Origin of the sequence: Ferruginibacter sp., assembly GCF_049840995.1 — a bacterium.
Taxonomy (GTDB): domain Bacteria; phylum Bacteroidota; class Bacteroidia; order Chitinophagales; family Chitinophagaceae; genus Ferruginibacter.
This window is the reverse complement of sequence record NZ_JASGIP010000003.1, coordinates 1,552,322-1,576,738: the sequence shown is the minus strand read 5'-3', so window position 1 is coordinate 1,576,738 and position 24,417 is coordinate 1,552,322. Positions and strand designations below refer to the sequence as shown.

Genomic DNA, 24,417 nt, shown 5'->3' with positions numbered 1-24,417 from the left:
CATTGGATAAAAAATTTTCGATACTGTTGGTGGAAGATGAGGAAAACCTGCAGGAAGCGCTCAAACTGAATCTTGAACTGGAAGGATATGATGTTACCGGTGTGTACGACGGCGCCGAAGCACTGAAGATAGTACAGCAGGAATATTTTAACCTGATCATCCTGGATGTGATGCTGCCCGAAATTGATGGTATCACCGTTTGTGAGACCATACGCCTGCAAAATCCTGATATTCCCATTTTAATATTAAGCGCCAAGAACAGCAGCGCCGACAGGATACTGGGTTTAAAAAAAGGCGCCGATGATTATCTTACCAAACCTTTTAACCTGGAAGAACTGTTATTACGAGTAAGCAAACTCATTAAAAAAAGCGAGCGTTTAAATACCAAGGAGCCATTGCCCGAAGTATACGAGTTCGGCAAAAACAAGATCGACTTTAAAGCACTGGAAGGATTTTCAAAGACCCAGCAAAAGATAACGTTGACCAAAAAAGAAGTGATGTTATTGAAACTGCTGATAGAAAACAAGAATGAAGTGGTGACCAGGGAAAAGATATTACAGGCTGTATGGGGTTATAATGTTTACCCCACCACCCGTACCATTGATAATTTCATTCTCAACTTCCGCAAGTATTTTGAAGACGACAGCCGCAACCCCAAATACTTTCATTCGGTAAGGGGCATTGGCTATAAATTCACCGAATAACCAGTATTGCATCGTTTTGCGCCGCCAGCTTACCAAATCCCGCAATACAATAAGTGCACCTATGCCTGTTCAGTAATAAGCTGCAATTTGGCTGCCTAAACAGGTAATCATGCACAGAACTTTACGTCCTAAGAAAATTTTATTGTTTTCCTTCATTACTATTGTTGCTTCTTTTTATTGCACCGTAAATGCACAATCCCCTGCTATTGAATGGCAAAAAACCATTGGTGGTTCTTCAACTGATGGGGCCTTTTCTTTTAATTCGCCCCCTACCATTATTAAACCTACAGCTGATGGTGGTTATATTGTAGGTGGCAGCTCTCAATCCTCCATATCAGGGTTAAAAACAGAGAACAGCCGCGGCAATTTTGATTACTGGATCGTAAAATTAGACGCAGCAAGAAATATCCTGTGGCAAAAAACATTTGGTGGTGATGTGGGTGATTACCTGGAAGACATGGAACAAACTGCTGATGGTGGTTATATTATTGCAGGCTATTCACAATCAGGTGTTTCGGGAGATAAAACGTCGCCGAGTTTTGACGGCGGTGCATTTGCAGATGCATGGATCATTAAAACGGATGCAACAGGAAATATTGTATGGCAAAAAACCTATGGCGGCAGTATGAGTGATGTACCTAAAAGCATTAAACAAACCAGCGATGGTGGTTATATTTTAGCCTGCTGGTCAGGTTCAGAATCAAATATTATTACCAGTATAGGTAATAAAACATCTTTTCAAAAAGGAGGGAGCGCCGATTACTGGGTGGTAAAATTAGATGCATCGGGCAATGACCAATGGCAGGCAGATTATGGTGGTGCAACAGGATCTGCAGCCACCCTTAACAACATGAAGTTAACAGCCGATGGTGGTTGCATTTTATGCGGTGGTTTTTTCGGTTTTGCTGTTGGTAATGATAAAACAGAAGCTTCAAGAGGCGGCAATGATTTCTGGTTGGTAAAAATCACCAGCGGCGGAATTGTGCAATGGGATAAAACCTTAGGAGGCAGTATGTCTGATATTGGGCAGAACGTTACACCAACTGCAGATGGAGGTTATATTGTAACGGGCGAATCCGAATCCAATATTTCCGGTGATAAAACGGAGAATGCTATTGGCGGCAGTACCAATTTTGATTACTGGGTACTAAAATTAAACAGCACGGGTGGTATTGTATGGCAGAACACTATCGGCAGCTACGAGGATGATCGGCCAAGATGCGTTGAACAGACTGCAGATGGCGGTTATGTGATCGGTGGTTTTTCGCAGTCTCCTAAGTGGGCAGATAAATCTGTTATCTCACAATTCAATGATTACTGGTTTATAAAGATGAATGCCGATGGTACTATTGAATGGAACAAAACGATCAGTGCGGCAGGCGATGATTACAGTATGCAGATGACGTTAGCTACAGATGGCGGCATTCTTATTGCCGGGGGTTCTTCCGGCGGTATACAATATGATAAAACAGAAAACAGTTATGGCGGCCTGGATTACTGGATCGTAAAATTAAGTGGTACCATTACTGCACCATTGATATCTGCGGGTATTGGTAACAGTTGTGAAACCGTGGCGCCGATCAGTATCAATGAATCAAACGGAAATTATTCCAGCTATAATGTATTTACCAATGGCTCGGGCGAAGTGGTGGCAAAAATAAATGCCCATACCAACAATCTTAATAATGTTGACGTGAGTGCGTATGTGAACACGGGTGCAATACGACAAACAACCGGTGGCAGTTATTATTTAAACCGGAATATTACCATTACTCCTGCTGCACAACCTACGTCTCCTGTAAGCATACGCTTGTATATTCTGCAAAGCGAGCTGGATGCTTTGATCGCACAGCCCGGCTCTGGTATTACATCTGTAAACGATCTGCACTTATATAAAAACAGCGATCCCTGCCAGGGTACCGTATCCGCTGTATTTACCGAAGTACCTGTGTTATCAAGAACTGCATTTGCTAATGGATGGCAGCTGGAAGCAACGGTTTCATCTTTCTCCAGTTTCTATTTTGGCAGTTCTTCTTTTGTACTGCCATTACACCTGCTTTCTTTTAATGCTTACAAAACAGCAGGCGTGGTAACGCTGCAATGGAAAACAGATAATGAAATAAACACCGATAATTTTGAAATAGAATACAGCACTACCGGCATTTCATTTGAAAAAATTGTTACGGTAAAAGCAAAGAACAATAATGCATTGAATGAATATACCGCAACTGATAACTGTTCATTAACCGCCGAAAAATTATATTACCGTTTAAAGATGATCGATAAAGATGGCCGCTTCGTTTATTCTCCTATTGCGATCATCAACAACAAAACCAACGATGATATAGTGACCGTTTACCCCAATCCATCTGATGGCCATTTTACAGTTGCTGCATCGGCCGGGTTAAAGGAAATAACTTTAACCGATCTTTCGGGTAAACTGGTATGGAGCAGGCAAACTGCAATGGAGCGGAGTTACCTGGCAACAGCAGATGTACCGGCAGGTATGTATGTTTTAAAGATCACCACGGCAAGGTCGATCACATACCAGAAGATAGTTTTTAAATAAAGAGAGTAGTGATAACACTTTAAACCTGCAGGGAAACACTACACTTTGTAGGTGTCCAGCAATTGAATAATAGCTGCTGTATCATCATACAATTGCTGCATTTTTTCCTGCTCGGCAAAAGGTGTGTACAATTGCAGTTCAATATCAGCCATTAATTGTTGCAGTTGAACAGATGTGCCTACCGCAATATTGCTTTTATCCAGCTCTTCTATGATATTCTTTTTGTTGATGGTCTCAACAGGCAGTTGCAGTTTATGCCCCAAAAAATTCTTTAAAGCAAAATTCAGTTCGTTATAGAATGCAGGGCCATCACCTTGCAGCAAAGCATACGCTTTTTCCAGCCAGTTGGTATTCTTCAGTGCAATAGCTGCCGCCATTTCCTGGTCCGCAGCTATTTTCTCTTCAGCCTTTGCTTTTTCCTGCAGTTCACGCTCTTCTTTTTTCTTGTCTTTCTTTAACCATAAAAGCAACCCTAAAATAATGAGTACTGCTACCGTACTGATGACCAGGCGGCGGTTGGCAATAAATTTATTGAAGATATTTTCATCCGCAGGTTTGTTCAATTCTGCTGCAGGCTTAGCCGGTTTGCCGGTACCCTTGGTTACCGTTAAACTGATAGGTTTGGTAGAATCAGTTTTATAACGTCCCGTTTTCGGATCAAAATAACTGAACCTGATAACAGGTATAGTATAGTTGCCCGGCTCTGCTATCGTGAACGGGTACTCGATCATTTTTTTCCCTCTTACGGGCACCGTCGTTTTTTCAAGATCATCTGTCGCGGTCGGGTCAAAGGCTTCAAAGCCCTGTGGCCATTGTATCTCGGGATTATTCACCAGTTGCAGGTTACCGGCACCGGAAACGATCACCCGCAGTTTACCGGCATCATCGGTTGTAAAATTATTTTTCTCCAGTGCAGCTTCAATAGTAAACTCTCCTACTGCTCCTTTAAAAGCTGCCGGAACGCCTGTTTCGGGCAATGCTTTTACCAACACACTGGCGGGCTTGCTCTGCAAAGTAACTTTATGTGTTTCCAAACCTTCGGCCGGAATATTGGCTTCATCAAACTGCTGGAACATATCTCCGAGCATGTTGTTCTGCCTGCTGGCATACGCTTCTTTAATGAAGGTGACATTGTTTTCCATTTCTACAGGATCCAGCTCCAGGTTGCCGGCCTGCAAGGGGTACAGCTGTGCCCTGCGGATCACATATACATTGTATTCCTTTCCATTGATCTTTTCTCTTCTGTAATTCAGGTTATCCGGTTGTTGCAGGTCGATCACGGAAAAACCATTGAAGGAAGGATTTTTTACAAGATTGCTTTCGCTTTTTAAGCGGGTATACAGTTTATAGGTTGCTATCACGGGATCGCCGATAAAACAGGAAGTTTTATCCAGGTCCAGTTTCAGGAACATATTCTTATTTACTTTATCAGCAGCATGTTCTCCTTTTTTTAAAACATTATCGCCAAATGCTGCCTCCGGGTCTGCATCAGCAAAGGGATTCATACCACCACTAAAGCCCGGCATAAGGCCGCTGGAAGCTGAGTTGTTTGCGTTGTTGGCTGCAAGTGTATTATCCACCTGTACCGGCAACGGATCACTTCTTAACTCCTTGCCATCCACTTTGGCAGTGGCAGCAGCAATACTGAACTTACCCGGTGTTTTGGGTTTCAGCATATAGCTTAAGGAAATATATTGCTTCACATCACCATTGATCATCGACATGCCGCTCTCCTGGTTGGGGCCGCTTATTACTATAAAATTGGCAAGATTGGGAGGTGTGATCTGCTGTACCTGCTTGGCATTCTCTACAGTAAACTTTAGTTCCAGCAGTTCGTTCTTACTTATTTTAGGAGATGATACCGTTGCATAAAATTTTGTTTGCGCCATGGCTGTATAAGCGGCGCAGCAAAAAAGCAGTAAGGTTATTTTTCGTAAAAATGGGTGCATACTACAATACACAAATTTAGCCTATATAAAACGGATGTATTGGAAGAATAAGATGAATGGTTTTAAAAAACTGTTAATAAACAACTTCGTTGTTTATTAAGCCACGGATTGCACGGATTTTCACGGATCAATATTGGGTATTTGATAAAGTTAATCAGTGCAAATTCGTGTAATCCGTGGCTCATTTTTAAGATGACCGAGCTGTAAACGCATTTCAATTTGGCCGCGGATTGCCGTGTTTTCATGAACCAATAATGTCTTATTGGGTAAATCTAATCAGTGCAAATTCGTGTAATCCGTGGCTCATTTTTAAGATGACCGAGCTGTAAACGCATTTCAATTTGGCCGCGGATCGCTGGGTTTTCATGAACCAATAATTTCTTATTGTATAAATCTAATCAGTGCAAATTCGTGTAATCCGTGGCTCAAAGATCGCCGAGGAGGGGACGCATAACAATTTCTTCCACGCAGGCGCCTGCACTAAGTTGCGATGCAGCATAGATCATTTTTGCCACATCTTCTGCTTCCATGATGCGGTGCCGGCTATTATCGAAACCGGCCCAGGAATCCGTTAATACAGCTCCGGGATAAACTGCGGTAACTTTTATGCCGTGGGCCTTCATCTCTTCTCTTAAATTCCTGCTGAAACCATCCAACGCAAATTTGCTGATACTGTAAGCGCCGCCGTTTTTATAGGCCTGCAATGATGCTATAGAACAGATATTGAAGATATGCCTGCCCGTTGTGTTGCTTTTCATCATACCCGGCAATAAAGTCCTGGTAAGATGATAAGCGCTGTACAGGTTAGTGCTCAGCTGGCTTTCCAGTACCCCTTCAGCTTCGTTGTTCACACTGCCGGGTTCAAAAGAACCTGCATTATTTACCAGTACATCCACATCAATACCCAAAGCATTGATCCATTCACCGAATGCGCCGGCATCTTTAGCAAGATCAAACGCTTTTGCTTTTACAGTAATACCGGGAAATCTTGTCTGCAATTCTTCTGTGGCTTTATACAATGCCACTTCATTGCGGCTGCTTAAAAAAAGCTGGTGCCCGTTGGCAGCAAAGATCGCTGCAATGGCTTTTCCGATACCTCTTGATGCGCCTGTGATAACTACATTCATAATTACTGATATTTGCTTTTCTTTGCAAATCTACAATCGTAAAGCTACAACAGCTAATGAAGTACAAGCACGTTTTTTTTGATCTCGATCATACCCTCTGGGATTTTAACTCCAACGCAAGATCTGCCCTTACCGACCTGTATGCTTTTTTTGAACTGGAAAAAAGAATAGCAGTACCCTTTGATGATTTTTACAACAAATATTTATACCACAACGAAATACTGTGGGAAAGGTATCACAACGGGTTGATCACGGCAGATGAACTGAAATGGAAACGCATGTGGCGCACCCTGCTGGATTTTAAGATCGGCGATGAGGAGTTGGCCAGGCAACTGAGCGGAAAATTTTTAGAATTACTGCCTACTAAAAAAATATTGTTCCCTTATACTATTGAACTGCTCGATTATCTGCTTGAAAAAAAATACGTGCTGCACCTCATCACCAATGGTTTTGAAAAAACACAATGGAGCAAACTCAGCAGCAGCGGGCTGGATAAATATTTTACGCATGTCATCACTTCCGAGGCCAGCAACAGTTTGAAACCCAAAAAAGAAATTTTTGATTATGCCATGGAAAAGGCCGGCGCCACGCTGCGGGAAAGTATCATGATCGGCGATAACCTGGAAGCCGATATCCAGGGCGCCATCAATGCCGGTATGGATTCTGTTTTTGTGAATCATATCAATGCTACATCGCATTTACCTGCCACCTATACCATTTATCATTTAAAGGAACTGGAAGCGATTTTATAGGCACAAAAAAACCGCCTCACAGCGGTTTCAATAATTTATACAGCAATCAAATTACATTGATGCGGTCTTTGCTTTGTCTTTGCAGCAAGCTTTAGTTGTTGCAGCAGACTTGGTGCAGCAGGTTTTGCCTTTAGCACATTTCTTGGTTTTCTTTTTACCGTTATCGGCAAAAGTAACGCCTGTAACCAGCAAAGCTGCAGTAGCTAATAAGAAGAATTTTTTCATATTGTTTATTTGATTAATCATTGTAAATATACCCAAGGGCCGCTAAATGGCCAAGGCAGAATTGTTAAAACTTATAAAGTGGCCACTACGGTAACACCGCCCTGCACCACCTGGTTCAGCTCCACGTTTATTTTAGTGCCCACGGGCAGCAGCAGGTCTACCCGGCTGCCGAATTTGATAAAGCCCATCTCATCGGTCTGGTTCACTTTCTGGCCCACCTGCAAGTAATTCACAATGCGTTTGGCCAGTGCGCCGGCAATCTGTTTTACCAGTATCTCGGTACCGTCTTTTTTAATTACAGCACTATGTCTTTCATTTTCAGTGGAAGATTTGGGGTTCCAGGCCACCAGGTATTTGCCCTTGTGGTATTGATTGTAAACCACTTCGCCGCTGATGGGATTGCGGTTCACATGTACATTGGCCGGGCTCATAAAAATAGATACTTGCAGTCTTTTGGCATTAAAATATTCCACATCGATCACTTCTTCAATCACCACTACTTTACCGTCGGCAGGCGCTACCACCAGGTTATCACCGGTGGTGAGTTTACGTGCAGGTATGCGAAAAAATGAAATGAGGAACAGCAATAAAAAAAGTGTTACCAGGAATATAGCCCAGCAAAGCGCCGGCAGCGAAGCGCTGAAAAAGTACAGCACTGCAAAATTGATCGCTCCAAAAATTAAGGTGCCGATAGCTATGGATTTATATCCCTCCCGGTGAATTGTCATGCCCATGAATTGAACCGCAAATATAGGTTGGAAAATTTACATCAGCAGTTTTACATAGATCCATACTGCGGGTGCAGCAAATAATAAACTGTCAAAACGGTCTAAAAAACCACCATGGCCGGGCATGATAGCGCCGCTGTCTTTTACATTGGCCATACGTTTCAGCTTGCTTTCAAAAAGATCCCCGATAGTACCGAAAATGGCGCAGAGGGCGGCGATCACAGCGGCATCTTTTACCGGCAGTACTTTTGAAAAATAAGCAATAGTTGCGATCACTATTACGCAAAGTAATGCGCCGCCAATAGTACCTTCCCATGTTTTTTTGGGAGATATTTTGGAAAAAGGTGTTTTACCTATCAAGGAACCAACTATGTATGCCATGGTATCATTTATCCAGATGGAAAAAATTATGGCACAGGGAAGCAGGTAAGAGTTTACATAACTAACTGAAATCCCGGTTTCGCTCACACCATTAAAATTTTCTATTTCAATTTTAAGTCCAAGATCCAGTAACATTATAATAGGCATAGTGATATAAAAAAAACCACCAAAGCACATTTGTTTTGCTTTTACGGAAAGCTCTTTATTTTGAAGAATAAAGGCTAATAAAAAAATCATCATTAAACCCCACAATAGCAGCTTAAAACTGATTGATACCCCAAAAATGTTTATACCAACATCAAAAGTATATCGGGATATTCCCAGCACAACCATTAATGTAAAACCACAAATGGCAAAAAACCATTTAATAATACTATCAATTGTAACAGCGCAAATTTTTTCAACCAATTTTAAGAATTCCAGCCAGCATCCAAAATGTATAACACTAAACAGTATAAAAAAACTCCAAAAATTCCATAACAATCCAGCCAGCATCACCACTACAAAAACAGCAGCGGTAAGTGAACGGGTCCTGAGTGTTGCAAGGTTCAATGCCATATATTAAGCCTGGTTTTTATTGCCTATTGAATTGAGATCATCTGTAAATGGATCACGGGGATTAGTATAGCCCGGCAACATGATTTCTTCCCCGGGTGTTGCTGCATTCCTGCTTTTATTGAGTTTATAAAAATAATAAGCCAGTAATAAAAGTATAGCTACAGCGCCTGCAGTAAAATAAATATTAAAATGGTCTTCGACATCTTTGGTATCCAGTTTGCCACCAGATCGTAATGAAAGATACAGACCCGTAACCGACAGCCCGTTGAATGCCGCATGCATGCAGATATTCAGCCATAGGTTTCCGGTAAGATAAAATACCCAGCCCAGCACAATGCCTAAAAAGAACCGGCCGATAAAATCAGAATATTCAAAATGAAAAAGGCTGAAGATAAATGCGGATAAAAGGATGGCTGCAGCAGGATTTTTAAACCATCTTGTAAAAAGATTTTGCACAGCGCCCCTGAAAAATAATTCTTCTGCAAAGCCCGGTAATATCGCCACTATGAATAGTGTAAGCAGGTATTCGCCAAAGCTGCGCATTACTGCAATGGCCATGATGGTTTTTGAATATTCTTCTTTGGAAGCTGCTATTTTTTTCCTGATATAATCGCCCAGTGGTAAATGTTGTGTCAGTTCCCTGAAAGCGCCTACCAATGGCAGTGCGGCCAGTATTAAAAAAACAGCGATCACCACCTGCGGTATAAATACATTTTTGGCAAGGCCCAGGTGCACCAGCGGTTTACGATGACAGATACGCCCATATATTATAGCCGGTGCAACAAACATCAGCAGCACAGCTATCAGTTGTGTCAGCCGCAGGATATCCGCATTTTCGGGCACCAGTATTTGATTCATTGTTTTTTCCGGATCTGAAAGAAGAGCGGGAAATTTAGATACCAGTATCAGCAGGTCAATACCCTGCCCCACCAACAGCCCTACTCCCATCAGCAGCATTAAAATACCCAGCTGGCCCCAGTAAGTGAACCGCCTTGTTGCCACATGCGCCATATATGTTGTAAATTTGCAGCAAAAATAAGGGAATTGCCATAGCCATGCACTTCCCGCCTGTTATAGCTTTCAGGTGAATGATTGATAATGAACAATTAACGATGATCAAAATAGGTGAACATATTGAATTGCCCGACTTTCCGCTGTTGCTGGCGCCCATGGAGGACGTAAGCGATCCCCCTTTTCGTGCAGTTTGTAAAGACCATGGTGCCGACCTGATGTATACCGAGTTCATCAGCAGTGAAGGCCTTATAAGGGATGCGATCAAGAGCCGTAAAAAGCTCGACATTTTTGATTACGAAAAACCCATTGGCATCCAGATATTCGGGGGAGATGAGGACAGCTTATCGCTGGCGGCAAAAATTGTGGATGTTACCAATCCCGATCTGTTGGATATTAATTTTGGTTGCCCGGTAAAAAAAGTGGCGTTGAAAGGTGCAGGTGCAGGCGTATTAAAAGATATTGACCTGATGGTGCGTCTAACCGATGCCGTTGTAAAGTCAACTACTTTACCGGTAACCGTTAAAACAAGGCTTGGCTGGGATGACAATACCAAAAATATTGAGGAAGTGGCAGAGCGCCTGCAGGATGTAGGCATCAAAGCCCTGGCCATTCACGGCCGCACCCGCTCGCAAATGTATAAAGGTGAGGCCGACTGGACGTTGATCGCTAAAGTGAAAGAGAATCCCCGTATCAAGATTCCCATTTTTGGTAATGGAGATATTGACAGTCCAGAAAAAGCATTGCAGTATAAAAACAAATACGGTGTGGATGGTATCATGATCGGCCGTGCTGCAATTGGCTATCCCTGGATATTCGATGAAATAAAACATTTTGTAAAGACCGGCGAACATTTACCGCCACCCACCATTGAAGACCGTGTGGCGGTATGTAAAAAACACCTGCATAAATCCTACGAATGGAAAGGCCCTAAAGTAGGCATCTTTGAAATGCGCCGGCATTATACCAATTACTTAAAAGGCATGCCTGGTATAAAAGATTACCGCCTTAAACTGGTAACACTCGATACAGTGGAAGAGATCGATGCCGTACTGGACGAGATCGCTGTAAAATACCAGGGCTTTGAATTTGAAAAAACGCCTATTGAGTTGATCAATTACCACGAAAAGTGCCCGGTGTAAAATTGGCCGGGACGCTTTCAGCGGCCTGAACAATTTTCCCTCCGGTCGGGGCGCTCCAAGCGACCTGAACAATTTACCTGCTGATCGAAACGCCCTAAAAACCTGGGCAATTTTAAACCTTCTCCTGAAATATCACTATCGGTCGGGACGCTTCAAGCGGCCTGAACGATTTTCCCATTGGTCGGGGCGCTACCAGCGACCTGAACAATTTTCTTTTGGTCGGGGCGCTTTATGCGACCTGAACAACTTGCATGCTGATCAAGATGACCTGAACAATATTAAACACTTAAAACAATAATCATGTACCTGATACAAGACGAATTTTATCATGTTTATAACCGGGGCAATCAGCAAAAACCTATTTTCTTTAATCAAAACAATTATCTCTTTTTCATAAAAAAGATACGGGATCAATTACTACCCTGCGCAGATATAATTTGCTATTGTTTAATGCCCAATCATTTTCATTTGCTCATAAAAGCAAATGAAAGAAGCATCAAAGAACGAATATCATTTGGCGGTAAACCAATGCAGGAATTTGCATATCGTACAGGCATATTACTAAGCAGCTATTCGCAAGCGATAAACAAGCAACAAAAAACCACCGGCTCCTTATTTCAACAAAAAACAAAAGCGAAAATATTATCGGAGACAGTCAGAGGAAAAAAGCAGAGCTATTTAGAGAATTGCTTTTTTTATATACATAATAATCCTGTGGCCGCCAGCCTGGTGAAAGAACTTGCTGATTGGTCTTATTCATCCTATCCAGACTATGTAGGGATAAGAAATGGCAGTTTATGTAATAAAGAGATTTTTCTCAATCTTGTGGATCTTGAATTGACAGATATAAAAAGAAGGTTGTTGGAAAATGTATCGGCACAAATTATTGAGCGGTTGTATTAAATAAGAAGCGACCTGCGGAGAGAAGGTTCAGGCCGCTGAAAGCGTCCCGACCCTTGCCGACCCTTTTTATTTTGCCTTTTGCAGCAGGCCGATAACAGACACCAGGAACCAGGTGCCTTCTAAAATTACAAAAGGCCAATAGTTGATCAGCAGCGAGGCATAACAGGCAAGACCTGCACCGATAATATTCAGCAGGAAAAATTGTTTGCTCTTATTGTTGATCCATCCAAAAGTATTGCAAAAATAGGCCAGCAGTATCAGGCCAACACCAATAGTACCTATGATATCGTTGTAGTTCATCAGTGATTTTGTTGTACAAAAGATTCCAGTCCATTTACATAAACCTTGCCGCGTTGTGCTGCAAAATAATCAGCAGTTAATGCCAGCAGGGCCATTATGGCAAGCGTTGACCCTAATCCTTTCCAGAATACTTTGTCTGCAACATCTTTAAAATACCAGTACAAAAATATACCGGCAAGCAGCAATGCTATTTCAATATAGCGGTATACTGTAAAATGCTGCATTACTTTTTGCATACGGGGCAATTCTTTATTTTTCAATTCGCCGGGGTTCATGCCATAGGCATAAACATTTCTTACCCTGTCGCCATCGCTTCTTTTATAAACAGTATAACCAATAACACCCAGCATTACACCGATCAATAGTAAAGGCACAGCAGCGCCTTTGTAAAAACTGGTTTTGCAGGCAAAGAAAAAGATCAACGCTGTAACAATACCTGCAATACCTATGAAAAGGAACAAGAGGCTTTCCTGCTTTTCGCCGTTAAAATATTTTTCAATATCGGAGGTGGTGAACATAGCTTTCGTTTTATTTAATGGCGCTGCTGTCTTCAACAGCAGCTTTTACTGCGTCGCTCAAAGGAGAAACGGAAGGATCGAAATAATGCGTCAGTACACCTTTCTCATTGACCAGGTATTTGGAAAAGTTCCAGGTAGGCGCTTTATCATTCCATCCATTTTTAGATGACTGCGTTAACCATTGAAAGGTTGTATTCTGTGCCGGGGATTTTATCACCACGCTTTTTTGCATCAAAGGAAAAGTTACGCCAAAGTTCAGCCGGCAGAATTCCGCGATCTCAGCATTACTGCCTTTTTCCTGTTCTTTAAAATCATTGGCCGGAAAACCCAGTATCACCAGTTGATCTTTATAGGTTTGGGAAAGTTGCTGCAGATCGTCGTATTGGCGGGTATAGCCACACTCGCTGGCAGTATTTACCAGCAACACTTTTTTCCCTTTCAAACTGCCAAAATCGATCGTATCGCCATTGATAAGCACATCTTTTTGCGTATAGAAAGAAACAGGTGGCTCTTTAGTACCAGCAAGGGCTTCGGTATTTTTGCCCGTAAGTTTCGTCCACCACATCCAGGCCGGGTACACAGCTTTTAAAAATTTCTGTCGGTAGTTCATATTTTTTGAATTTCGGTTTACAACTTCTACATAAGTAAAGAAGGTAGTGATCAATATTGCAAGAACAATTAAAAATCGTTTTGGTTTTTTATTTATAGTCATTATTAATAAAGTTATCCAGATATTTTCTTTTCACTCTTTTTACTTCTCCTATTGGGTTGCCGAGATCGCCAAACATGTCAAAATAGAAATAAATATGGTCTTTATCGAATGAAAAATTGATCTCATTGCCTAAGCTAATAAAATTAAAATCCGGGTTGCCTACCTCGCTGTAAATTATCGATCTTACCAATGCGGAATCATCATGTCCTGATATTTTAAAGTAATCATCAAAAAGAATAAACTTCTTTTTAGCCGTATCATAGTTTACAGAAAAATATTTCCGGAAGGGTCGCATTTGGTGAGGTTCACTGGATTCGCTTAAGAACCCATAACTCACCAATTTTCCCTTAGCGTACATTTGCAACAAGATATTATCTATTTCCACACCCAACACTTCTTCACTTGTGTCAACAGGCTGGGTATCTGTTGAGTCAACATAACAAAGCGCTGCTTTTCTTTCTATCTCATTTTTCAATATCCCATTTACTTTCTTATAAGCCTTTTCGGTTAAATAAGGATATATAAGTCTTTCGGTATAATCAGTTGCTTTATCATATTTTTTCAGTGAGTCTACCGCAAATCCTGCAACGATCGGAATATTATATTCATCATAAAAAAAATCAAATGTATCGTTCTTTGCTATGGGTGTATCTGCAACAGTTTTTTTACTTGCCTGCTTACAAGCAAAAAAACCGCACAATAAAATTAATGCTGCAACAATTTTCCCCATTATCAATTATCCATTTTTAATTATTCATTACCTGATCACCCACTTAAACAATTTCAACTTCCCTTTAAATGGCGGGTATTTTATTGCCGGGTCGAACCAGGTAGGCGTTTTCATCACTGCTTTTTTGTGGCTGAATGTATCAAAGGAATTTTTACCATGGTAATTACCGGTACCACTAAAACCCCTGCCGCCAAAGGGCAAATGATGATTGGTCAAATGCCAGCTGGCATTGTTCACGCAGCCGCCACCAAAAGCTACACTGTTCAGCCAGTCTTTTTCTTTTGCATTGCTGGAAGTAAAAACATAAAAAGCCAGTGGGTTTTTATGCTGCGCAATTATCTTTAACGCTTCTTCTTTGGTATTAAATGCAATCACCGGCAGTATCGGCCCGAATATCTCATCGTTCATTACCGGTGCAGCAAGATCAACATTATCGATAATGGTCGGCTCAATAAATAATTTCTGCCGGTCTGTTCTTCCACCATGCAACATATTCCCTTGCGGTAAATAATTCACCAGCCGGTCAAATTGCCTTTCATTAATGATCTTGCTGTAGTTGTAGCTCTCTTCTGCTTTAGTGCCAAAGAATTTTGTAATGGTGTTTTTTAACGCAGCGATCAGCTCTTCTTTTTTACTTTCATGCACCAGCACATAATCCGGCGCTACACACATTTGCCCGGCATTGCTGTACTTGGTCATAGCAATGCGCTTAGCCGTTACAGTTATATTTGCATCGCTTTCCACCACGCAGGGGCTTTTGCCGCCCAGCTCCAGCGTAACGGGTACCAGTTTTTCGGCCGCCATTTTATAAATTATTTTTCCTACAGCGATGCTGCCGGTATAAAACACATGGTCAAAATCAAAATTGTTCATCATGGCCGGTATCACAGCCGCGCCATCGCCTTCGGTAAACAAAATATATTCTTCGGGAAAAGTTTCTTTGACCAGTCGCTGCATCACTGCTGCTGTTGCCGGCGCAAATTCGGATGCTTTTAATACACAGCAGTTGCCGGCTGCAATGGCGCCCACCAGTGGTGTGAACAGTAATTGCAAGGGGTAATTCCACGGACCAATGATCAGCACCACACCCAATGGTTCTTTCATCACAAAACTTTTGGAAGGTACATTCAGCAGGTTGGTGGATACTTCTTCCCGGTGCATCCATTTTTTAAAATGCTTCAGCGTGGCATTGATCTCGCTTAATAAAAAACCGGTTTCTGTTACCCAGCATTCTTCGGGACTTTTTTTAAGATCGGTATACAAGGCTTCGTAAAAAGCGCTTTCGTATTGCTGCAACGCAGTCCTTAATTTCAATAATTGTTGCCGGCGAAAATCGTAGGGCTTTGTTGCACCGCTTTCAAAATACCGGCGCATGGCCGAAAGTTGATGTATGTTTGCCATTACAACTAAATTTGCAGCAAGGTAATAAATAGGTTGGTATGAATGATGAACAATACATGCAGCAGGCTTTAAAGGAAGCGCAGAAAGCTTTTGATGCAGGCGAAGTGCCCGTAGGCGCCATTGTGGTAATGAGCAATAAGATCATTGCCCGTGCCCACAACCAGGTGGAGCTGTTAAACGACAGTACTGCTCATGCAGAGATACTGGCCCTTACTACAGCTTATAATTTTTTAGGCAGCAAATATTTACCCGAAGCTACTTTGTACGTTACCGTAGAGCCCTGCCTGATGTGCAGCGGTGCTTTGTACTGGAGTAAGATCGGCCGCATAGTATATGGTGCCGATGATGATAAGAACAGTTACCGCAGAAGCACCGGCAACAACAATCCTTTTCATCCTAAAACTGTATTGGAAGGAGGTATTTTAAAAGAAGAATGCGCTACACTGATGAAAGATTTTTTCAAAGCAAGAAGGTGATCACTGTATCACCAGTTTTTTCTTTACCAGCTTATCTTTTTGCCTGATCACGATAAAATAAATACCCGCCTGCAACGAGAACATCAGTGTTATATTTTCATTACCACTTACCAGCAGGCGTTCGTCATCCCGCAGTTTATTACCGCTGATATCGATGATCTGCAGTTTGATGATACCGGGTTCAAAACCTGTAACCTCCAGCTCCGCCTTGTTCTTAGCAGGATTGGGGAACAGTTTCACCTTTGCGGTTTCCTTAACTGCCAAAGAATCCGGCGCCATTTTTTTCACGGTTTTTACCACACTATCGGTTACAATAGCGGCAGCAGGGAGCTGTGTAAAGCCCTCATAAATTCCCAAAAACGCAACCACCAGTATTATAATTTTTTTCATTTTATAACCGAATAGGAAACCAATAACGTAAATTTGTAACCTTATATTTCATAACAGTATCATAAAAAATTTTAAGACTATGGCATTTACACTACCGGCTCTGCCTTACGCACACGAAGCATTAGAGCCACATATCGACACCACCACCATGCAGATACACCACGGCAAGCACCACCAGGCCTATGTAGATAATTTGAATAAAGCGATTGCCGGAACCGAAAACGAAAATAAAAGCCTGGCCGAACTGGTAAAGAATGCCGGCGCTATTTCTCCTGCTGTTCGCAATAACGGTGGCGGGCACTGGAACCACAGCTTTTTCTGGGAAAGCCTTGCACCTAATTCGGGTGGCGCTCCTTCGGGCAAACTGGCCGATGCCATCAACGCAGCTTTCGGCAGCTTTGATGCATTTAAAGAAAAATTTGCCGCAGCTGGTATGACAAGGTTTGGAAGTGGCTGGGCATGGCTGATCGTTAAGGACGGCAAACTGGAAGTATCTTCCACTCCCAACCAGGATAATCCTTTAATGGAAATTGCAGATGTAAAAGGTACGCCTGTACTGGGTTGCGACGTATGGGAACATGCGTATTACCTGAAATACCAGAACCGCCGTGCAGATTATTTAGCTGCCTTCTGGAGCGTGGTAAACTGGAATAAAGTAGCTGAACGTTTTGCTGCTGCATAAGTTTAAACACATACTGATATTAAAAGCTGCAACTAACTGTTGCAGCTTTTTTAGTTTTATAATATCTTGTAGTAAACTATGCTGATGATCAAAAGAAGCCTTGCAGTATGCTCCATCTTACTTTGCAATATTTATGCGTTTGCAGATACGCCCGGTAAAGCCGAAATGCACAGCAGTAAAATAAGTTTCCAGGGCATAAAAGACATGACCGGTTATACTTTTTACTGGAGCGGTAAGAACATGGATAATGCAGAAGCCATTACTGCCGATACTTCTTTGGATATGATGTCCAGCCATGGCGCTCCTTTCAGTTATTGGTTCTGGGCGGTCAACAGCAGTACAAAAAAGTCAACAGACACCGTTTTATTCTCCAATTATTACTCGCCTGATTATGTGATCATCTTACACGCAATAAAAAATGATTCGTTGTATTTTTCAAAGCAGGAATTATCCAACGCCAACAAAATTGTAAGCGAAGGCAATACCGACAGCATTAGCAACAAGCAACTGGTTGCAGATGCCAAAGCTGCAAAGCGGGGGCATTATACCAATATCATTTTATATTCCGTTGCAGGGCTGGCCGGCCTTGCAGGCATTATATGGTTCTTTGTAAGAAGAAGGAAAAAGAAACAGGAGGAGCAAATTCAGGGTACCGGATCGTAACCATGACCGCCCCAGGGATGGCAGCGTGCAATGCGTTTTGCAGTAAGCCAGAAACCTTTGATGGGTCCGTATTTTTTAAATGCTTCAATGCCGTAATGCGAACAGGTGGGTGTATAACGGCATTTGCTGCCCAGCCAGGGCGAAATGATCCATTGATACAGCTTTATCAGCAGTATAAAAGGGAAACTAAGTATTTGCAATAGTAATTTCATGTTGGATCTTTATCAGCCGCCTGATCACTGCGTTTGTTTTTTCAAAAACCAGTTCGTATTGCGGCAGTTCATTACCGGTGTAAATTATAAACACATTCAGCCCTTTATTTGTTGACTGCAATTTTTCCGACAGTTCATTTTTTTGCAGGCGCCATGCTTCCCTCATCAATCTTTTAACACGGTTCCTGTCCACTGCCTTTTTAAAATATTTTTTGCTTACGCTGAAGGCGGTTTGCAGGTACCCGGAAGCTCCAGCTTCCGGAAAAGGGTTGGAAGCTGGAGCTTCCAGGTACAACACTCTGAAGGGAAATAACGAAAAAGACTTTCCTTCTTTGAACAACTGCTCAATGAGTTTTTTGCTTTTCAGCTTATCTCCCTTTTGTAAAGTATATCGTTGCTGTACTGCCAATGTATCAAAATTAAAAAGTCCCCCGATAAATCGGGGGACTAATTTATTTTACCGGGTTTCATTTAAGAAACGGCCGTTATCTTATTTTTTATCACCACGTTCGCTGGAAACAGTCAGTTTATGACGTCCTTTCTTTCTGCGGCTTGCTAATACTTTACGTCCGTTAGCAGTTTCCATACGTTTACGGAAACCGTGTACTGATTTTCTGCGGCGTTTATGAGGCTGGTAGGTTCTTTTTTTACCTGGCATTGTTTTAAAATTTTTCCTTTAAAAAATAATTTTTACACTATACAGCAGGGCACCATCCCCATTGCTTGTGAAAGGACGGCGAAGGTACAGTAAAATTTTAGATTTTAGCTAGCTGATCGCAGATTTTTTGCGCTCAATGCTGTAAATGGCTTGACTTTACGGGCTTTCCGTAGAATGTAGTGGCATGGTTATCAAAATCTTCAGTAGAGTCGGTGGTAAAAAACGTGATCTGCCCGCCGGTACTGCATTTTCCGGCAATTTCCGGGTGTCGGTCCAGGTAATCCTGCAGGCTTTCGGCCACTATCTTTCCCTGCGACAGTAATTGTATATCAGCAGGAATGAACTGCTTTATCTTATCAGCCAGCAAAGGATAATGGGTGCAGGCCAGCAAAATGGTGTCAATGCCCTCCGATTGGGCGAGCAAATGGTCGATATGCTTTCGTACAAAATAATCCGCCCCGGGGCCCTGGTGTTCGTTATTCTCTATAAGGGGCACCCACATAGGGCATGCTTCCTGGTATACTTTTACTTCGGGATAGAATTTAGCGATCTCGATGGGGTAAGAGCCGGACTGCACCGTACCATGGGTGCCTAAAATGCCTACCGTTTTATTTTTCGATAAACTGCCGATCACTTCCGTGGTGGGCCTTATCACGCCCAGGACTCTCTTGCCCGGCGCTATTTTTTCAAGATCGTTTTGCTGAATAGTACGCAATGCTTTGGCCGAGGCGGTATTGCAGGCCAGCACCACCAGCGAACAGCCCTGGCTGAAGAACCATTCCACGCATTGCAAAGTGTACTGGTACACGGTATCAAAACTGCGGGGGCCATAAGGCGCACGGGCATTATCGCCCAGGTACAGGTAATCGTATTGCGGCAACTGCGCTACTATTTCTTTTAAAACAGTTAAACCGCCGTAACCGCTGTCGAATACACCAATGGGGCCTTTAATCATGTATCAAAAATAAGCATTTGAATAGTAGAAGGAAAATCAGCCTTTCTCCCCCGGAGCAACTGTGTTGGTATTGAGTGGTATGCCCAGTACTTTCATCACCAATGGCAGTACATTATCAGCAGGCAGGGCAAATTTTACCGAGTTAATATCCAGTATATAATTGTAATTATTTTCCTGCGCTGCTTTACGGATCGCATCCATAGCTTTTTCTTTTATAGGCTTGAACATGTCTTCCGCTTTTTGCTTTGTAAGGTCCTGCGCAAATTGGTTGAAGTTTTGTATCTGCTGTATTATCCTGATCATGGTCTCCCTACGTAAAGGTTTAGCGCTGTCTGGAACATAACAAAAGTGGCAATTGATCCAGCTTTTAGTTATGCTATCCTGTAAATGTTCCAGCTTACCCAACTCTCCCGTTAATGAATCCTGGAATTTTATCAAAATAAGATTTGCCTGTGCTGTTTCGGGCATTAGGCTTATCAAACTATCTATATCAATAACACCGATCTTGTTCTGAGCGGTCATCGCTTCAAAACTTACCAGCAATAAAATAATAAGGAATAGTTTTTTCAGCATACCGGTTGTTTATAAAATCACAAAAGCCATTTCGTTTTATTGAAATGGCTTTTGAAATATAGTGTTACTGTAAGTATTAGTTACCGCCTGTTTTTGCAGGAGTTTTTGTAGCAGGTGATGTTGCAGCTGGTTTTTCAACAATACCCATTTCTTTTTTAACCAATGGTAAAATATCATCGCCTGGAGGGCCTACTAACACTGAATTGATATCCAGTATATAAGCATAACCGCTTTTTTTAGCTACCGATTTAATGGCTTCCATTGCTTTTTGCTGAATAGGTGCAAATTTTGTTTGTGCAGCCTGTTTAGCTTTATCCTGCGCTTCCTGGTTGTAGTTCTGAACCCTCTGTATTAATTTAATGATCTCCGTCTCTTTTTATTTCTTTCATGCTTGCAGACATGGTAGCAGAATCTTTAATGAACTGTGCACTTTTATCGTTGGCTTCTTTTTCCAGTTCTTCACCCTGTTTAACCAGTGATTCCTGGTATTCCTGCAATTCTTTATTGGCTTTTTCGGTTTCGGGCATAGCAGCAATTACTTCATCCGTGTTCACGTAACCAATTTTTGTTTGGGCTGATGCACCTAAAAACGATAATGCCATTACACCAGCTACGATTAATTTTTTCATTTTTTGTTTAAAGTTTACTTTTTATAGTTTGTTTTTTTATGGTTTTAGCTGCGTGGCAGCCAGTAATTAACAGTTTATTTAACACCCAGATTCCTCAGTACCTCGTCGCTTTTGTCCAGTTTGGGGTCGGCAAAGATAACGGTAATTCCTTCACTTTTATCCAATATAAAATCATATTGTCTGTCTACCGCCATTTTTTGTATGGCGTTGTATACCTTGTCCTGTATGGGTTTTATCAGTTCCTGCCTTTTTTTGAACAAATCTCCCTCAAAACCAAAGCGTTTCTTTTGCAGGTCCCGCAGTTCTTTTTGTTTATTGAATAATTCGTCCTCTCTTTTCTTCTTCAATTCGTCGCTCAGCATAACCTGTTCTGCATCATAGTCTTTTATCATTTTATCCACCATGGCCTGCTTCTGGTCTATTTCCTGCTGCCATTGTTCGCTGTACTGGTCCAGTTTTTTCTGTGCATCTTTATAATCCGTCATTTTTTCCAGTATGTATTTGGAATCGATAACAGCATAGCGTTGCGCCTGCGAAGCGGTAGCCAGTAACAAAGTGCAGGCTGCAAGGAAAAATATCTTCTTCATAATTTTCAATTTTTTAATACGGCTTTAAAAATATGTTTTTTAAATCCAAAATCGCATATCGCAAATCAAAAATCTTATTCCGGTTCCTGGCCCAGCATAAAGGTGAATTTAGCTGCACCTTTTAAGCCACCCGAAGGGGTATACCTGTCAAAGCCGATACCGTAGTCAAATCCTAACAAGCCAAACATAGGCAGGAAGAAACGCATACCTAAACCTGCCGAACGGCGCAGTTTGAACGGATTATAGCTCTTAAAGTCGTACCAGCCATTGGCCGCTTCAAAGAATGCCAATCCATAAATAGTACTGCTTGCACTGGTACTGAATGGATAACGCAATTCCACGGTGTATTTATTAAAAATGGTAAAGTACTGGCTCGGTGTACCACCATCAGGATTCACTTTTGGATCGGATGATGAATAAACCGGGTAACCACGGTGTGCAATAATATCGTACCCCAGCAATGCAAAGTTGTTGCTCAGGCCCGCATCTCCCAACTGGAAGCGCTCGAACGGTGAAATATTCAGCTTGCTGGTATAGCGGCCGATAAAGCCGTATTTGGCAGCAGCCTTTAAGATAAATTGTTTGTTATGCTCAGCGCCCCTGGCCCTGCCGATAGGCACATACCATTCGCCATTGAAACGCCATTTATGGAACTCCGGTAATTTATACTGGTTTTCCGCACCCGAAGTAATACCCAATGCATAATAAGGCAGCGTGAACTGTCCGCTCAGCATAAAGTTAGATCCGCTGGTAGGGAATATCGGGTTAGGGCCCGCTGAGTTACGCACCAATGCGATCTTTAAACTGATGTTGGTGGATGTACCATTACTTAAGCCCGCAAATATGTTGGGATAGTTCTTCAACTTATACTGCTGCACATTCAATGCATAGATCAGGTTAAAATAATCATCCGGCCATTTTAACTGCTTACCCAGCGATATGCTGAAGCTGCTTGTTTTTACATACGAAGTATCACCGCACGATTTACAGTAGGTTCCTGTATACGAATCGTATGCATTGGCATATTTCGTGTTGGAGTAACCGATAGTAAATGAATTACGTTTTTTTCCGCCCAGCCATGGCTCAGTAAACGAGAAGTTATAAGAGCGGAAAGCCTTACCATTGGATTGCACCCTGGCGCTCAGCTTTTGACCGTCACCAGAAGGCAATGGATCCCAGGTAGATTTTTTGGTGATATTTTTTATCGAGAAGTTATTGAACGTAATACCCAATGTACCCGTTAAGCCGATACCGCCACCAAAGCCCGCCGAAAGTTCCAGCTGGTCGGCCGATTTTTCCTCTATCTCCCAGTTAATGTCCACCGTTCCGTTATCAGCATTCGGTACCACTACCGGGTTGATCTTTTCTGCATTGATAAAGCCCAATTGACCCAATTCCCTTTGTGTACGGATGATATCTGAACGGCTGAATTTTTCGCCCGGTATGGTCCTTAATTCACGACGGATAACATAGTCCTTTGTTTTATCGTTACCGGAAATAGTGATATTGCCGTAAGTGGCCTGCGGACCTTCGGTCATGCGTATCTCAAAATCAATGGTATCGTTGTATACTTTTGTTTCTACAGGGTCTATCCGGAAGAACAGGTAACCATCATCCATATAGTAGCTCTGTATATCACCGCCTTCTGCAGATACCTGTTTACCCAGGCGTTTGTTCAGCAGTTCCATATTATATACATCGCCTTTTTTAATACCCAATACCAGGTTCAGTAAAGAATCCGAATACTTGGTATTACCCTTCCACACTATGTCGCCAAAATAATATTTGCTGCCTTCATTCACTTTTACAAAAAGGTTCAGGTTGCCTTTTACATCGTAGATAGAGGTATCGCCTTCTATCACCACATCCCTGTAACCTTGTGAGTTATAAAAGTCCAGCACCCTTTCCTTATCTTCTATATATTTTTTATCGCTGAATTTACCCGAGCTTAATTTGATACGTGCATAAGGGTCCAGCAGTTCTTTTGTTTTGGATAAAGAAAGGTAGCCGTATTGCTTTAAATATTCTTTGAAAGTTAACTTTTGAGAACTGTCGCTGTAAGGATTTTTTACCGTGATGGGATACAGTGTAAGGCGTGGCATTTCCTTGGTACCCTTCATTTGCTTTTTAAGCTTTTGCTCGGTAACTGTTTCGTTGCCGCTGAAGTTTACAGAGTTTACTTTTACTTTATTGCCTTTAATAACGGTAAATGTAAGCGATACCGAGTTGTTCACGTTGGGCAGCATTTCTTCCTTCAATTGCACATCCACGTTGCGGTATCCTTTTTCTGAATAGAATTTTTTGATGGCCTCCACAGCGCTCAGCTTCATATTTTCTGTAACCACCCTTTCTTTTGCCAATGCCACCTTGCTTTGCAGGTCGTCTTTCTCTCCTTTCTTAACACCTATGAATTCAAATTTTGCCAGCCTGGGCCTTTCTGTAATTTCAAAATGCACAAACAGGTTCCTGTCTTCCAGCTTGGTGAAGGAGATCACGATATTGGAGATAAGGCTCTGTTTCCACAGTTTTAAAATGGCTTTGGAAAACACGTCGGTACCGGGTATCATCACCTTGTCGCCAACGGCCAGGCCAGATATAGAAATAATGAGGTTTTCGTCGAAGGCCTTGGTACCACTCACTGTGATACCTGCAATAGTATATTCTTTCGGAGTTTTTGATTCAAATATTCTCTGCAGTTCGGGATCAACAGACACCGGGGTTTCAACCTGCCCAATCACAAACTGGCTGCTGAATAGAATGGTAACAATAAAAAAAATCCTTTTGTAGATCAGGTGCATCAATTGGTATTTTATGGGCGGCAAATTAAGCCCATTAATTAAAACTATTTGTTAAACCTGACTGCAAAAACCGGCAAAATAACA

At 42.0% G+C, this 24,417-nt stretch carries 29 protein-coding genes; 8 read left to right on the top strand and 21 right to left on the bottom strand.

The genetic code is table 11. The features are described from left to right. The first annotated feature begins 2 nt into the window (after positions 1–2). Both QM738_RS08580 and QM738_RS08575 read left to right on the top strand, forming a co-directional pair. Complete coding sequence (locus tag QM738_RS08580; protein WP_462276276.1) at positions 3–704, top strand: response regulator transcription factor; 702 nt, start codon at positions 3–5, stop codon at positions 702–704. Between the two features lie 109 nt (positions 705–813). After that, the gene (locus tag QM738_RS08575) at positions 814–3,273 is read left to right on the top strand and encodes a T9SS type A sorting domain-containing protein (protein WP_462276275.1); all 2,460 of its coding nucleotides are present in this window, start codon (positions 814–816) and stop codon (positions 3,271–3,273) included. A gap of 38 nt (positions 3,274–3,311) precedes the next feature. On the opposite strand, the gene QM738_RS08570 is transcribed toward QM738_RS08575, so the two are convergent. Then, the gene (locus QM738_RS08570) at positions 3,312–5,222 is read right to left on the bottom strand and encodes a BatD family protein (RefSeq protein ID WP_462276274.1); all 1,911 of its coding nucleotides are present in this window, start codon (positions 5,220–5,222) and stop codon (positions 3,312–3,314) included. A 425-nt stretch (positions 5,223–5,647) separates the two neighbouring features. After that, positions 5,648–6,349: an SDR family NAD(P)-dependent oxidoreductase gene (locus QM738_RS08565; RefSeq protein WP_462276273.1), complete on the bottom strand. Its 702-nt coding sequence runs from the start codon at positions 6,347–6,349 to the stop codon at positions 5,648–5,650. A gap of 56 nt (positions 6,350–6,405) precedes the next feature. Here QM738_RS08565 and QM738_RS08560 point away from each other — a divergent pair, with 56 nt between their 5' ends. After that, complete coding sequence (locus QM738_RS08560; RefSeq protein WP_462276272.1) at positions 6,406–7,101, top strand: YjjG family noncanonical pyrimidine nucleotidase; 696 nt, start codon at positions 6,406–6,408, stop codon at positions 7,099–7,101. A 51-nt stretch (positions 7,102–7,152) separates the two neighbouring features. Here the strand turns inward: QM738_RS08560 and QM738_RS08555 are convergent, their stop codons facing one another. The 4 genes from QM738_RS08555 to QM738_RS08540 all read right to left on the bottom strand — a co-directional run bounded on the left by QM738_RS08555 (position 7,153) and on the right by QM738_RS08540 (position 10,004). Then, positions 7,153–7,326 carry a hypothetical protein gene (locus QM738_RS08555; protein ID WP_462276271.1) on the bottom strand — a complete coding sequence of 58 codons (174 nt, stop codon included), beginning with the start codon at positions 7,324–7,326 and terminating at the stop codon, positions 7,153–7,155. 71 nt (positions 7,327–7,397) lie between these two features. Then, a complete protein-coding gene (locus tag QM738_RS08550; protein ID WP_462276270.1) occupies positions 7,398–8,054 on the bottom strand; it encodes a phosphatidylserine decarboxylase family protein in 657 nt (218 codons plus the stop codon). Between the two features lie 36 nt (positions 8,055–8,090). Next, entirely contained in the window at positions 8,091–8,930 is an 840-nt protein-coding gene (locus tag QM738_RS08545) for a phosphatidate cytidylyltransferase (RefSeq protein ID WP_462276707.1), read from the bottom strand. Between the two features lie 66 nt (positions 8,931–8,996). Then, positions 8,997–10,004 carry a lysostaphin resistance A-like protein gene (locus QM738_RS08540; protein ID WP_462276269.1) on the bottom strand — a complete coding sequence of 336 codons (1,008 nt, stop codon included), beginning with the start codon at positions 10,002–10,004 and terminating at the stop codon, positions 8,997–8,999. Positions 10,005–10,105: 101 nt separating this feature from the next. Between QM738_RS08540 and dusB the strand changes: the two genes are divergently transcribed. Both dusB and QM738_RS08530 read left to right on the top strand, forming a co-directional pair. Continuing rightward, a complete protein-coding gene (dusB, locus tag QM738_RS08535) occupies positions 10,106–11,146 on the top strand; it encodes a tRNA dihydrouridine synthase DusB (protein WP_462276268.1) in 1,041 nt (346 codons plus the stop codon). A 300-nt stretch (positions 11,147–11,446) separates the two neighbouring features. Continuing rightward, on the top strand, positions 11,447–12,049 hold the full coding sequence (locus tag QM738_RS08530; protein WP_462276267.1) for a transposase: 603 nt from the start codon (positions 11,447–11,449) through the stop codon (positions 12,047–12,049). 66 nt (positions 12,050–12,115) lie between these two features. On the opposite strand, the gene QM738_RS08525 is transcribed toward QM738_RS08530, so the two are convergent. From QM738_RS08525 to QM738_RS08505, 5 genes are all read right to left on the bottom strand, one after another. Beyond that, positions 12,116–12,349 (bottom strand): CBU_0592 family membrane protein, encoded by a 234-nt coding sequence (locus tag QM738_RS08525; RefSeq protein WP_462276266.1) that lies wholly within the window; start codon positions 12,347–12,349, stop codon positions 12,116–12,118. Next, positions 12,349–12,867: a hypothetical protein gene (locus QM738_RS08520; RefSeq protein ID WP_462276265.1), complete on the bottom strand. Its 519-nt coding sequence runs from the start codon at positions 12,865–12,867 to the stop codon at positions 12,349–12,351. The genes QM738_RS08525 and QM738_RS08520 overlap by 1 nt, the downstream gene beginning before the upstream one ends. 10 nt (positions 12,868–12,877) lie before the next feature. Further along, complete coding sequence (locus tag QM738_RS08515) at positions 12,878–13,477, bottom strand: glutathione peroxidase (protein WP_462276264.1); 600 nt, start codon at positions 13,475–13,477, stop codon at positions 12,878–12,880. 88 nt (positions 13,478–13,565) lie between these two features. Next, entirely contained in the window at positions 13,566–14,309 is a 744-nt protein-coding gene (locus QM738_RS08510; RefSeq protein WP_462276263.1) for a hypothetical protein, read from the bottom strand. A gap of 27 nt (positions 14,310–14,336) precedes the next feature. Then, positions 14,337–15,710 (bottom strand): aldehyde dehydrogenase, encoded by a 1,374-nt coding sequence (locus tag QM738_RS08505; protein WP_462276262.1) that lies wholly within the window; start codon positions 15,708–15,710, stop codon positions 14,337–14,339. Between the two features lie 38 nt (positions 15,711–15,748). Between QM738_RS08505 and QM738_RS08500 the strand changes: the two genes are divergently transcribed. Then, complete coding sequence (locus tag QM738_RS08500; protein WP_462276261.1) at positions 15,749–16,186, top strand: nucleoside deaminase; 438 nt, start codon at positions 15,749–15,751, stop codon at positions 16,184–16,186. On the opposite strand, the gene QM738_RS08495 is transcribed toward QM738_RS08500, so the two are convergent. After that, positions 16,187–16,576 carry a T9SS type A sorting domain-containing protein gene (locus tag QM738_RS08495; RefSeq protein ID WP_462276260.1) on the bottom strand — a complete coding sequence of 130 codons (390 nt, stop codon included), beginning with the start codon at positions 16,574–16,576 and terminating at the stop codon, positions 16,187–16,189. It lies immediately after the preceding gene. Between the two features lie 79 nt (positions 16,577–16,655). Here QM738_RS08495 and QM738_RS08490 point away from each other — a divergent pair, with 79 nt between their 5' ends. Continuing rightward, a complete protein-coding gene (locus QM738_RS08490) occupies positions 16,656–17,258 on the top strand; it encodes a superoxide dismutase (protein ID WP_462276259.1) in 603 nt (200 codons plus the stop codon). Between the two features lie 84 nt (positions 17,259–17,342). Continuing rightward, complete coding sequence (locus QM738_RS08485) at positions 17,343–17,921, top strand: LPXTG cell wall anchor domain-containing protein (protein ID WP_462276258.1); 579 nt, start codon at positions 17,343–17,345, stop codon at positions 17,919–17,921. On the opposite strand, the gene yidD is transcribed toward QM738_RS08485, so the two are convergent. From yidD to QM738_RS08440, 9 genes are all read right to left on the bottom strand, one after another. Next, entirely contained in the window at positions 17,903–18,133 is a 231-nt protein-coding gene (gene yidD / locus QM738_RS08480; protein ID WP_462276257.1) for a membrane protein insertion efficiency factor YidD, read from the bottom strand. The two genes, QM738_RS08485 and yidD, sit on opposite strands and share 19 nt — an antisense overlap. Then, the gene (gene rnpA / locus QM738_RS08475; RefSeq protein ID WP_462276256.1) at positions 18,108–18,542 is read right to left on the bottom strand and encodes a ribonuclease P protein component; all 435 of its coding nucleotides are present in this window, start codon (positions 18,540–18,542) and stop codon (positions 18,108–18,110) included. The genes yidD and rnpA overlap by 26 nt, the downstream gene beginning before the upstream one ends. Positions 18,543–18,623: 81 nt before the next feature. Continuing rightward, entirely contained in the window at positions 18,624–18,791 is a 168-nt protein-coding gene (rpmH, locus tag QM738_RS08470; protein ID WP_462276255.1) for a 50S ribosomal protein L34, read from the bottom strand. 133 nt (positions 18,792–18,924) lie between these two features. Continuing rightward, on the bottom strand, positions 18,925–19,746 hold the full coding sequence (gene murI / locus QM738_RS08465; RefSeq protein WP_462276254.1) for a glutamate racemase: 822 nt from the start codon (positions 19,744–19,746) through the stop codon (positions 18,925–18,927). Positions 19,747–19,782: 36 nt separating this feature from the next. After that, positions 19,783–20,319: an OmpH/Skp family outer membrane protein gene (locus QM738_RS08460; RefSeq protein WP_462276253.1), complete on the bottom strand. Its 537-nt coding sequence runs from the start codon at positions 20,317–20,319 to the stop codon at positions 19,783–19,785. 76 nt (positions 20,320–20,395) lie between these two features. Then, positions 20,396–20,671, bottom strand: a complete 276-nt coding sequence (locus QM738_RS08455) for an OmpH/Skp family outer membrane protein (protein WP_462276706.1) — start codon at positions 20,669–20,671, stop codon at positions 20,396–20,398. Between the two features lie 4 nt (positions 20,672–20,675). Further along, a complete protein-coding gene (locus QM738_RS08450; RefSeq protein ID WP_462276252.1) occupies positions 20,676–20,948 on the bottom strand; it encodes an OmpH/Skp family outer membrane protein in 273 nt (90 codons plus the stop codon). Between the two features lie 74 nt (positions 20,949–21,022). Continuing rightward, complete coding sequence (locus QM738_RS08445) at positions 21,023–21,535, bottom strand: OmpH/Skp family outer membrane protein (protein WP_462276251.1); 513 nt, start codon at positions 21,533–21,535, stop codon at positions 21,023–21,025. 74 nt (positions 21,536–21,609) lie between these two features. Next, positions 21,610–24,333, bottom strand: coding sequence for a BamA/OMP85 family outer membrane protein (locus QM738_RS08440; protein ID WP_462276250.1), 2,724 nt, complete (start codon positions 24,331–24,333; stop codon positions 21,610–21,612). Positions 24,334–24,417: the final 84 nt, after the last annotated feature.

What these genes read in the sequence shown, in the direction of transcription:
- yidD (WP_462276257.1), bottom strand. Translation starts at nt 18,133, where the DNA reads ATGAAATTACTATTGCAAATACTTAGTTTCCCTTTTATACTGCTGATA.
- QM738_RS08570 (WP_462276274.1), bottom strand. Translation starts at nt 5,222, where the DNA reads ATGCACCCATTTTTACGAAAAATAACCTTACTGCTTTTTTGCTGCGCC.
- QM738_RS08485 (WP_462276258.1), top strand. Translation starts at nt 17,343, where the DNA reads ATGATCAAAAGAAGCCTTGCAGTATGCTCCATCTTACTTTGCAATATT.
- QM738_RS08540 (WP_462276269.1), bottom strand. Translation starts at nt 10,004, where the DNA reads ATGGCGCATGTGGCAACAAGGCGGTTCACTTACTGGGGCCAGCTGGGT.
- QM738_RS08490 (WP_462276259.1), top strand. Translation starts at nt 16,656, where the DNA reads ATGGCATTTACACTACCGGCTCTGCCTTACGCACACGAAGCATTAGAG.
- QM738_RS08555 (WP_462276271.1), bottom strand. Translation starts at nt 7,326, where the DNA reads ATGAAAAAATTCTTCTTATTAGCTACTGCAGCTTTGCTGGTTACAGGC.
- QM738_RS08530 (WP_462276267.1), top strand. Translation starts at nt 11,447, where the DNA reads ATGTACCTGATACAAGACGAATTTTATCATGTTTATAACCGGGGCAAT.
- QM738_RS08450 (WP_462276252.1), bottom strand. Translation starts at nt 20,948, where the DNA reads ATGAAAAAATTAATCGTAGCTGGTGTAATGGCATTATCGTTTTTAGGT.
- QM738_RS08500 (WP_462276261.1), top strand. Translation starts at nt 15,749, where the DNA reads ATGAATGATGAACAATACATGCAGCAGGCTTTAAAGGAAGCGCAGAAA.
- QM738_RS08520 (WP_462276265.1), bottom strand. Translation starts at nt 12,867, where the DNA reads ATGTTCACCACCTCCGATATTGAAAAATATTTTAACGGCGAAAAGCAG.
- dusB (WP_462276268.1), top strand. Translation starts at nt 10,106, where the DNA reads ATGATCAAAATAGGTGAACATATTGAATTGCCCGACTTTCCGCTGTTG.
- murI (WP_462276254.1), bottom strand. Translation starts at nt 19,746, where the DNA reads ATGATTAAAGGCCCCATTGGTGTATTCGACAGCGGTTACGGCGGTTTA.
- QM738_RS08445 (WP_462276251.1), bottom strand. Translation starts at nt 21,535, where the DNA reads ATGAAGAAGATATTTTTCCTTGCAGCCTGCACTTTGTTACTGGCTACC.
- QM738_RS08525 (WP_462276266.1), bottom strand. Translation starts at nt 12,349, where the DNA reads ATGAACTACAACGATATCATAGGTACTATTGGTGTTGGCCTGATACTG.
- QM738_RS08550 (WP_462276270.1), bottom strand. Translation starts at nt 8,054, where the DNA reads ATGACAATTCACCGGGAGGGATATAAATCCATAGCTATCGGCACCTTA.
- QM738_RS08560 (WP_462276272.1), top strand. Translation starts at nt 6,406, where the DNA reads ATGAAGTACAAGCACGTTTTTTTTGATCTCGATCATACCCTCTGGGAT.
- QM738_RS08495 (WP_462276260.1), bottom strand. Translation starts at nt 16,576, where the DNA reads ATGAAAAAAATTATAATACTGGTGGTTGCGTTTTTGGGAATTTATGAG.
- QM738_RS08440 (WP_462276250.1), bottom strand. Translation starts at nt 24,333, where the DNA reads ATGCACCTGATCTACAAAAGGATTTTTTTTATTGTTACCATTCTATTC.
- QM738_RS08505 (WP_462276262.1), bottom strand. Translation starts at nt 15,710, where the DNA reads ATGGCAAACATACATCAACTTTCGGCCATGCGCCGGTATTTTGAAAGC.
- rpmH (WP_462276255.1), bottom strand. Translation starts at nt 18,791, where the DNA reads ATGCCAGGTAAAAAAAGAACCTACCAGCCTCATAAACGCCGCAGAAAA.
- QM738_RS08565 (WP_462276273.1), bottom strand. Translation starts at nt 6,349, where the DNA reads ATGAATGTAGTTATCACAGGCGCATCAAGAGGTATCGGAAAAGCCATT.
- QM738_RS08575 (WP_462276275.1), top strand. Translation starts at nt 814, where the DNA reads ATGCACAGAACTTTACGTCCTAAGAAAATTTTATTGTTTTCCTTCATT.
- QM738_RS08545 (WP_462276707.1), bottom strand. Translation starts at nt 8,930, where the DNA reads ATGCTGGCTGGATTGTTATGGAATTTTTGGAGTTTTTTTATACTGTTT.
- QM738_RS08510 (WP_462276263.1), bottom strand. Translation starts at nt 14,309, where the DNA reads ATGGGGAAAATTGTTGCAGCATTAATTTTATTGTGCGGTTTTTTTGCT.
- QM738_RS08515 (WP_462276264.1), bottom strand. Translation starts at nt 13,477, where the DNA reads ATGAACTACCGACAGAAATTTTTAAAAGCTGTGTACCCGGCCTGGATG.
- QM738_RS08460 (WP_462276253.1), bottom strand. Translation starts at nt 20,319, where the DNA reads ATGCTGAAAAAACTATTCCTTATTATTTTATTGCTGGTAAGTTTTGAA.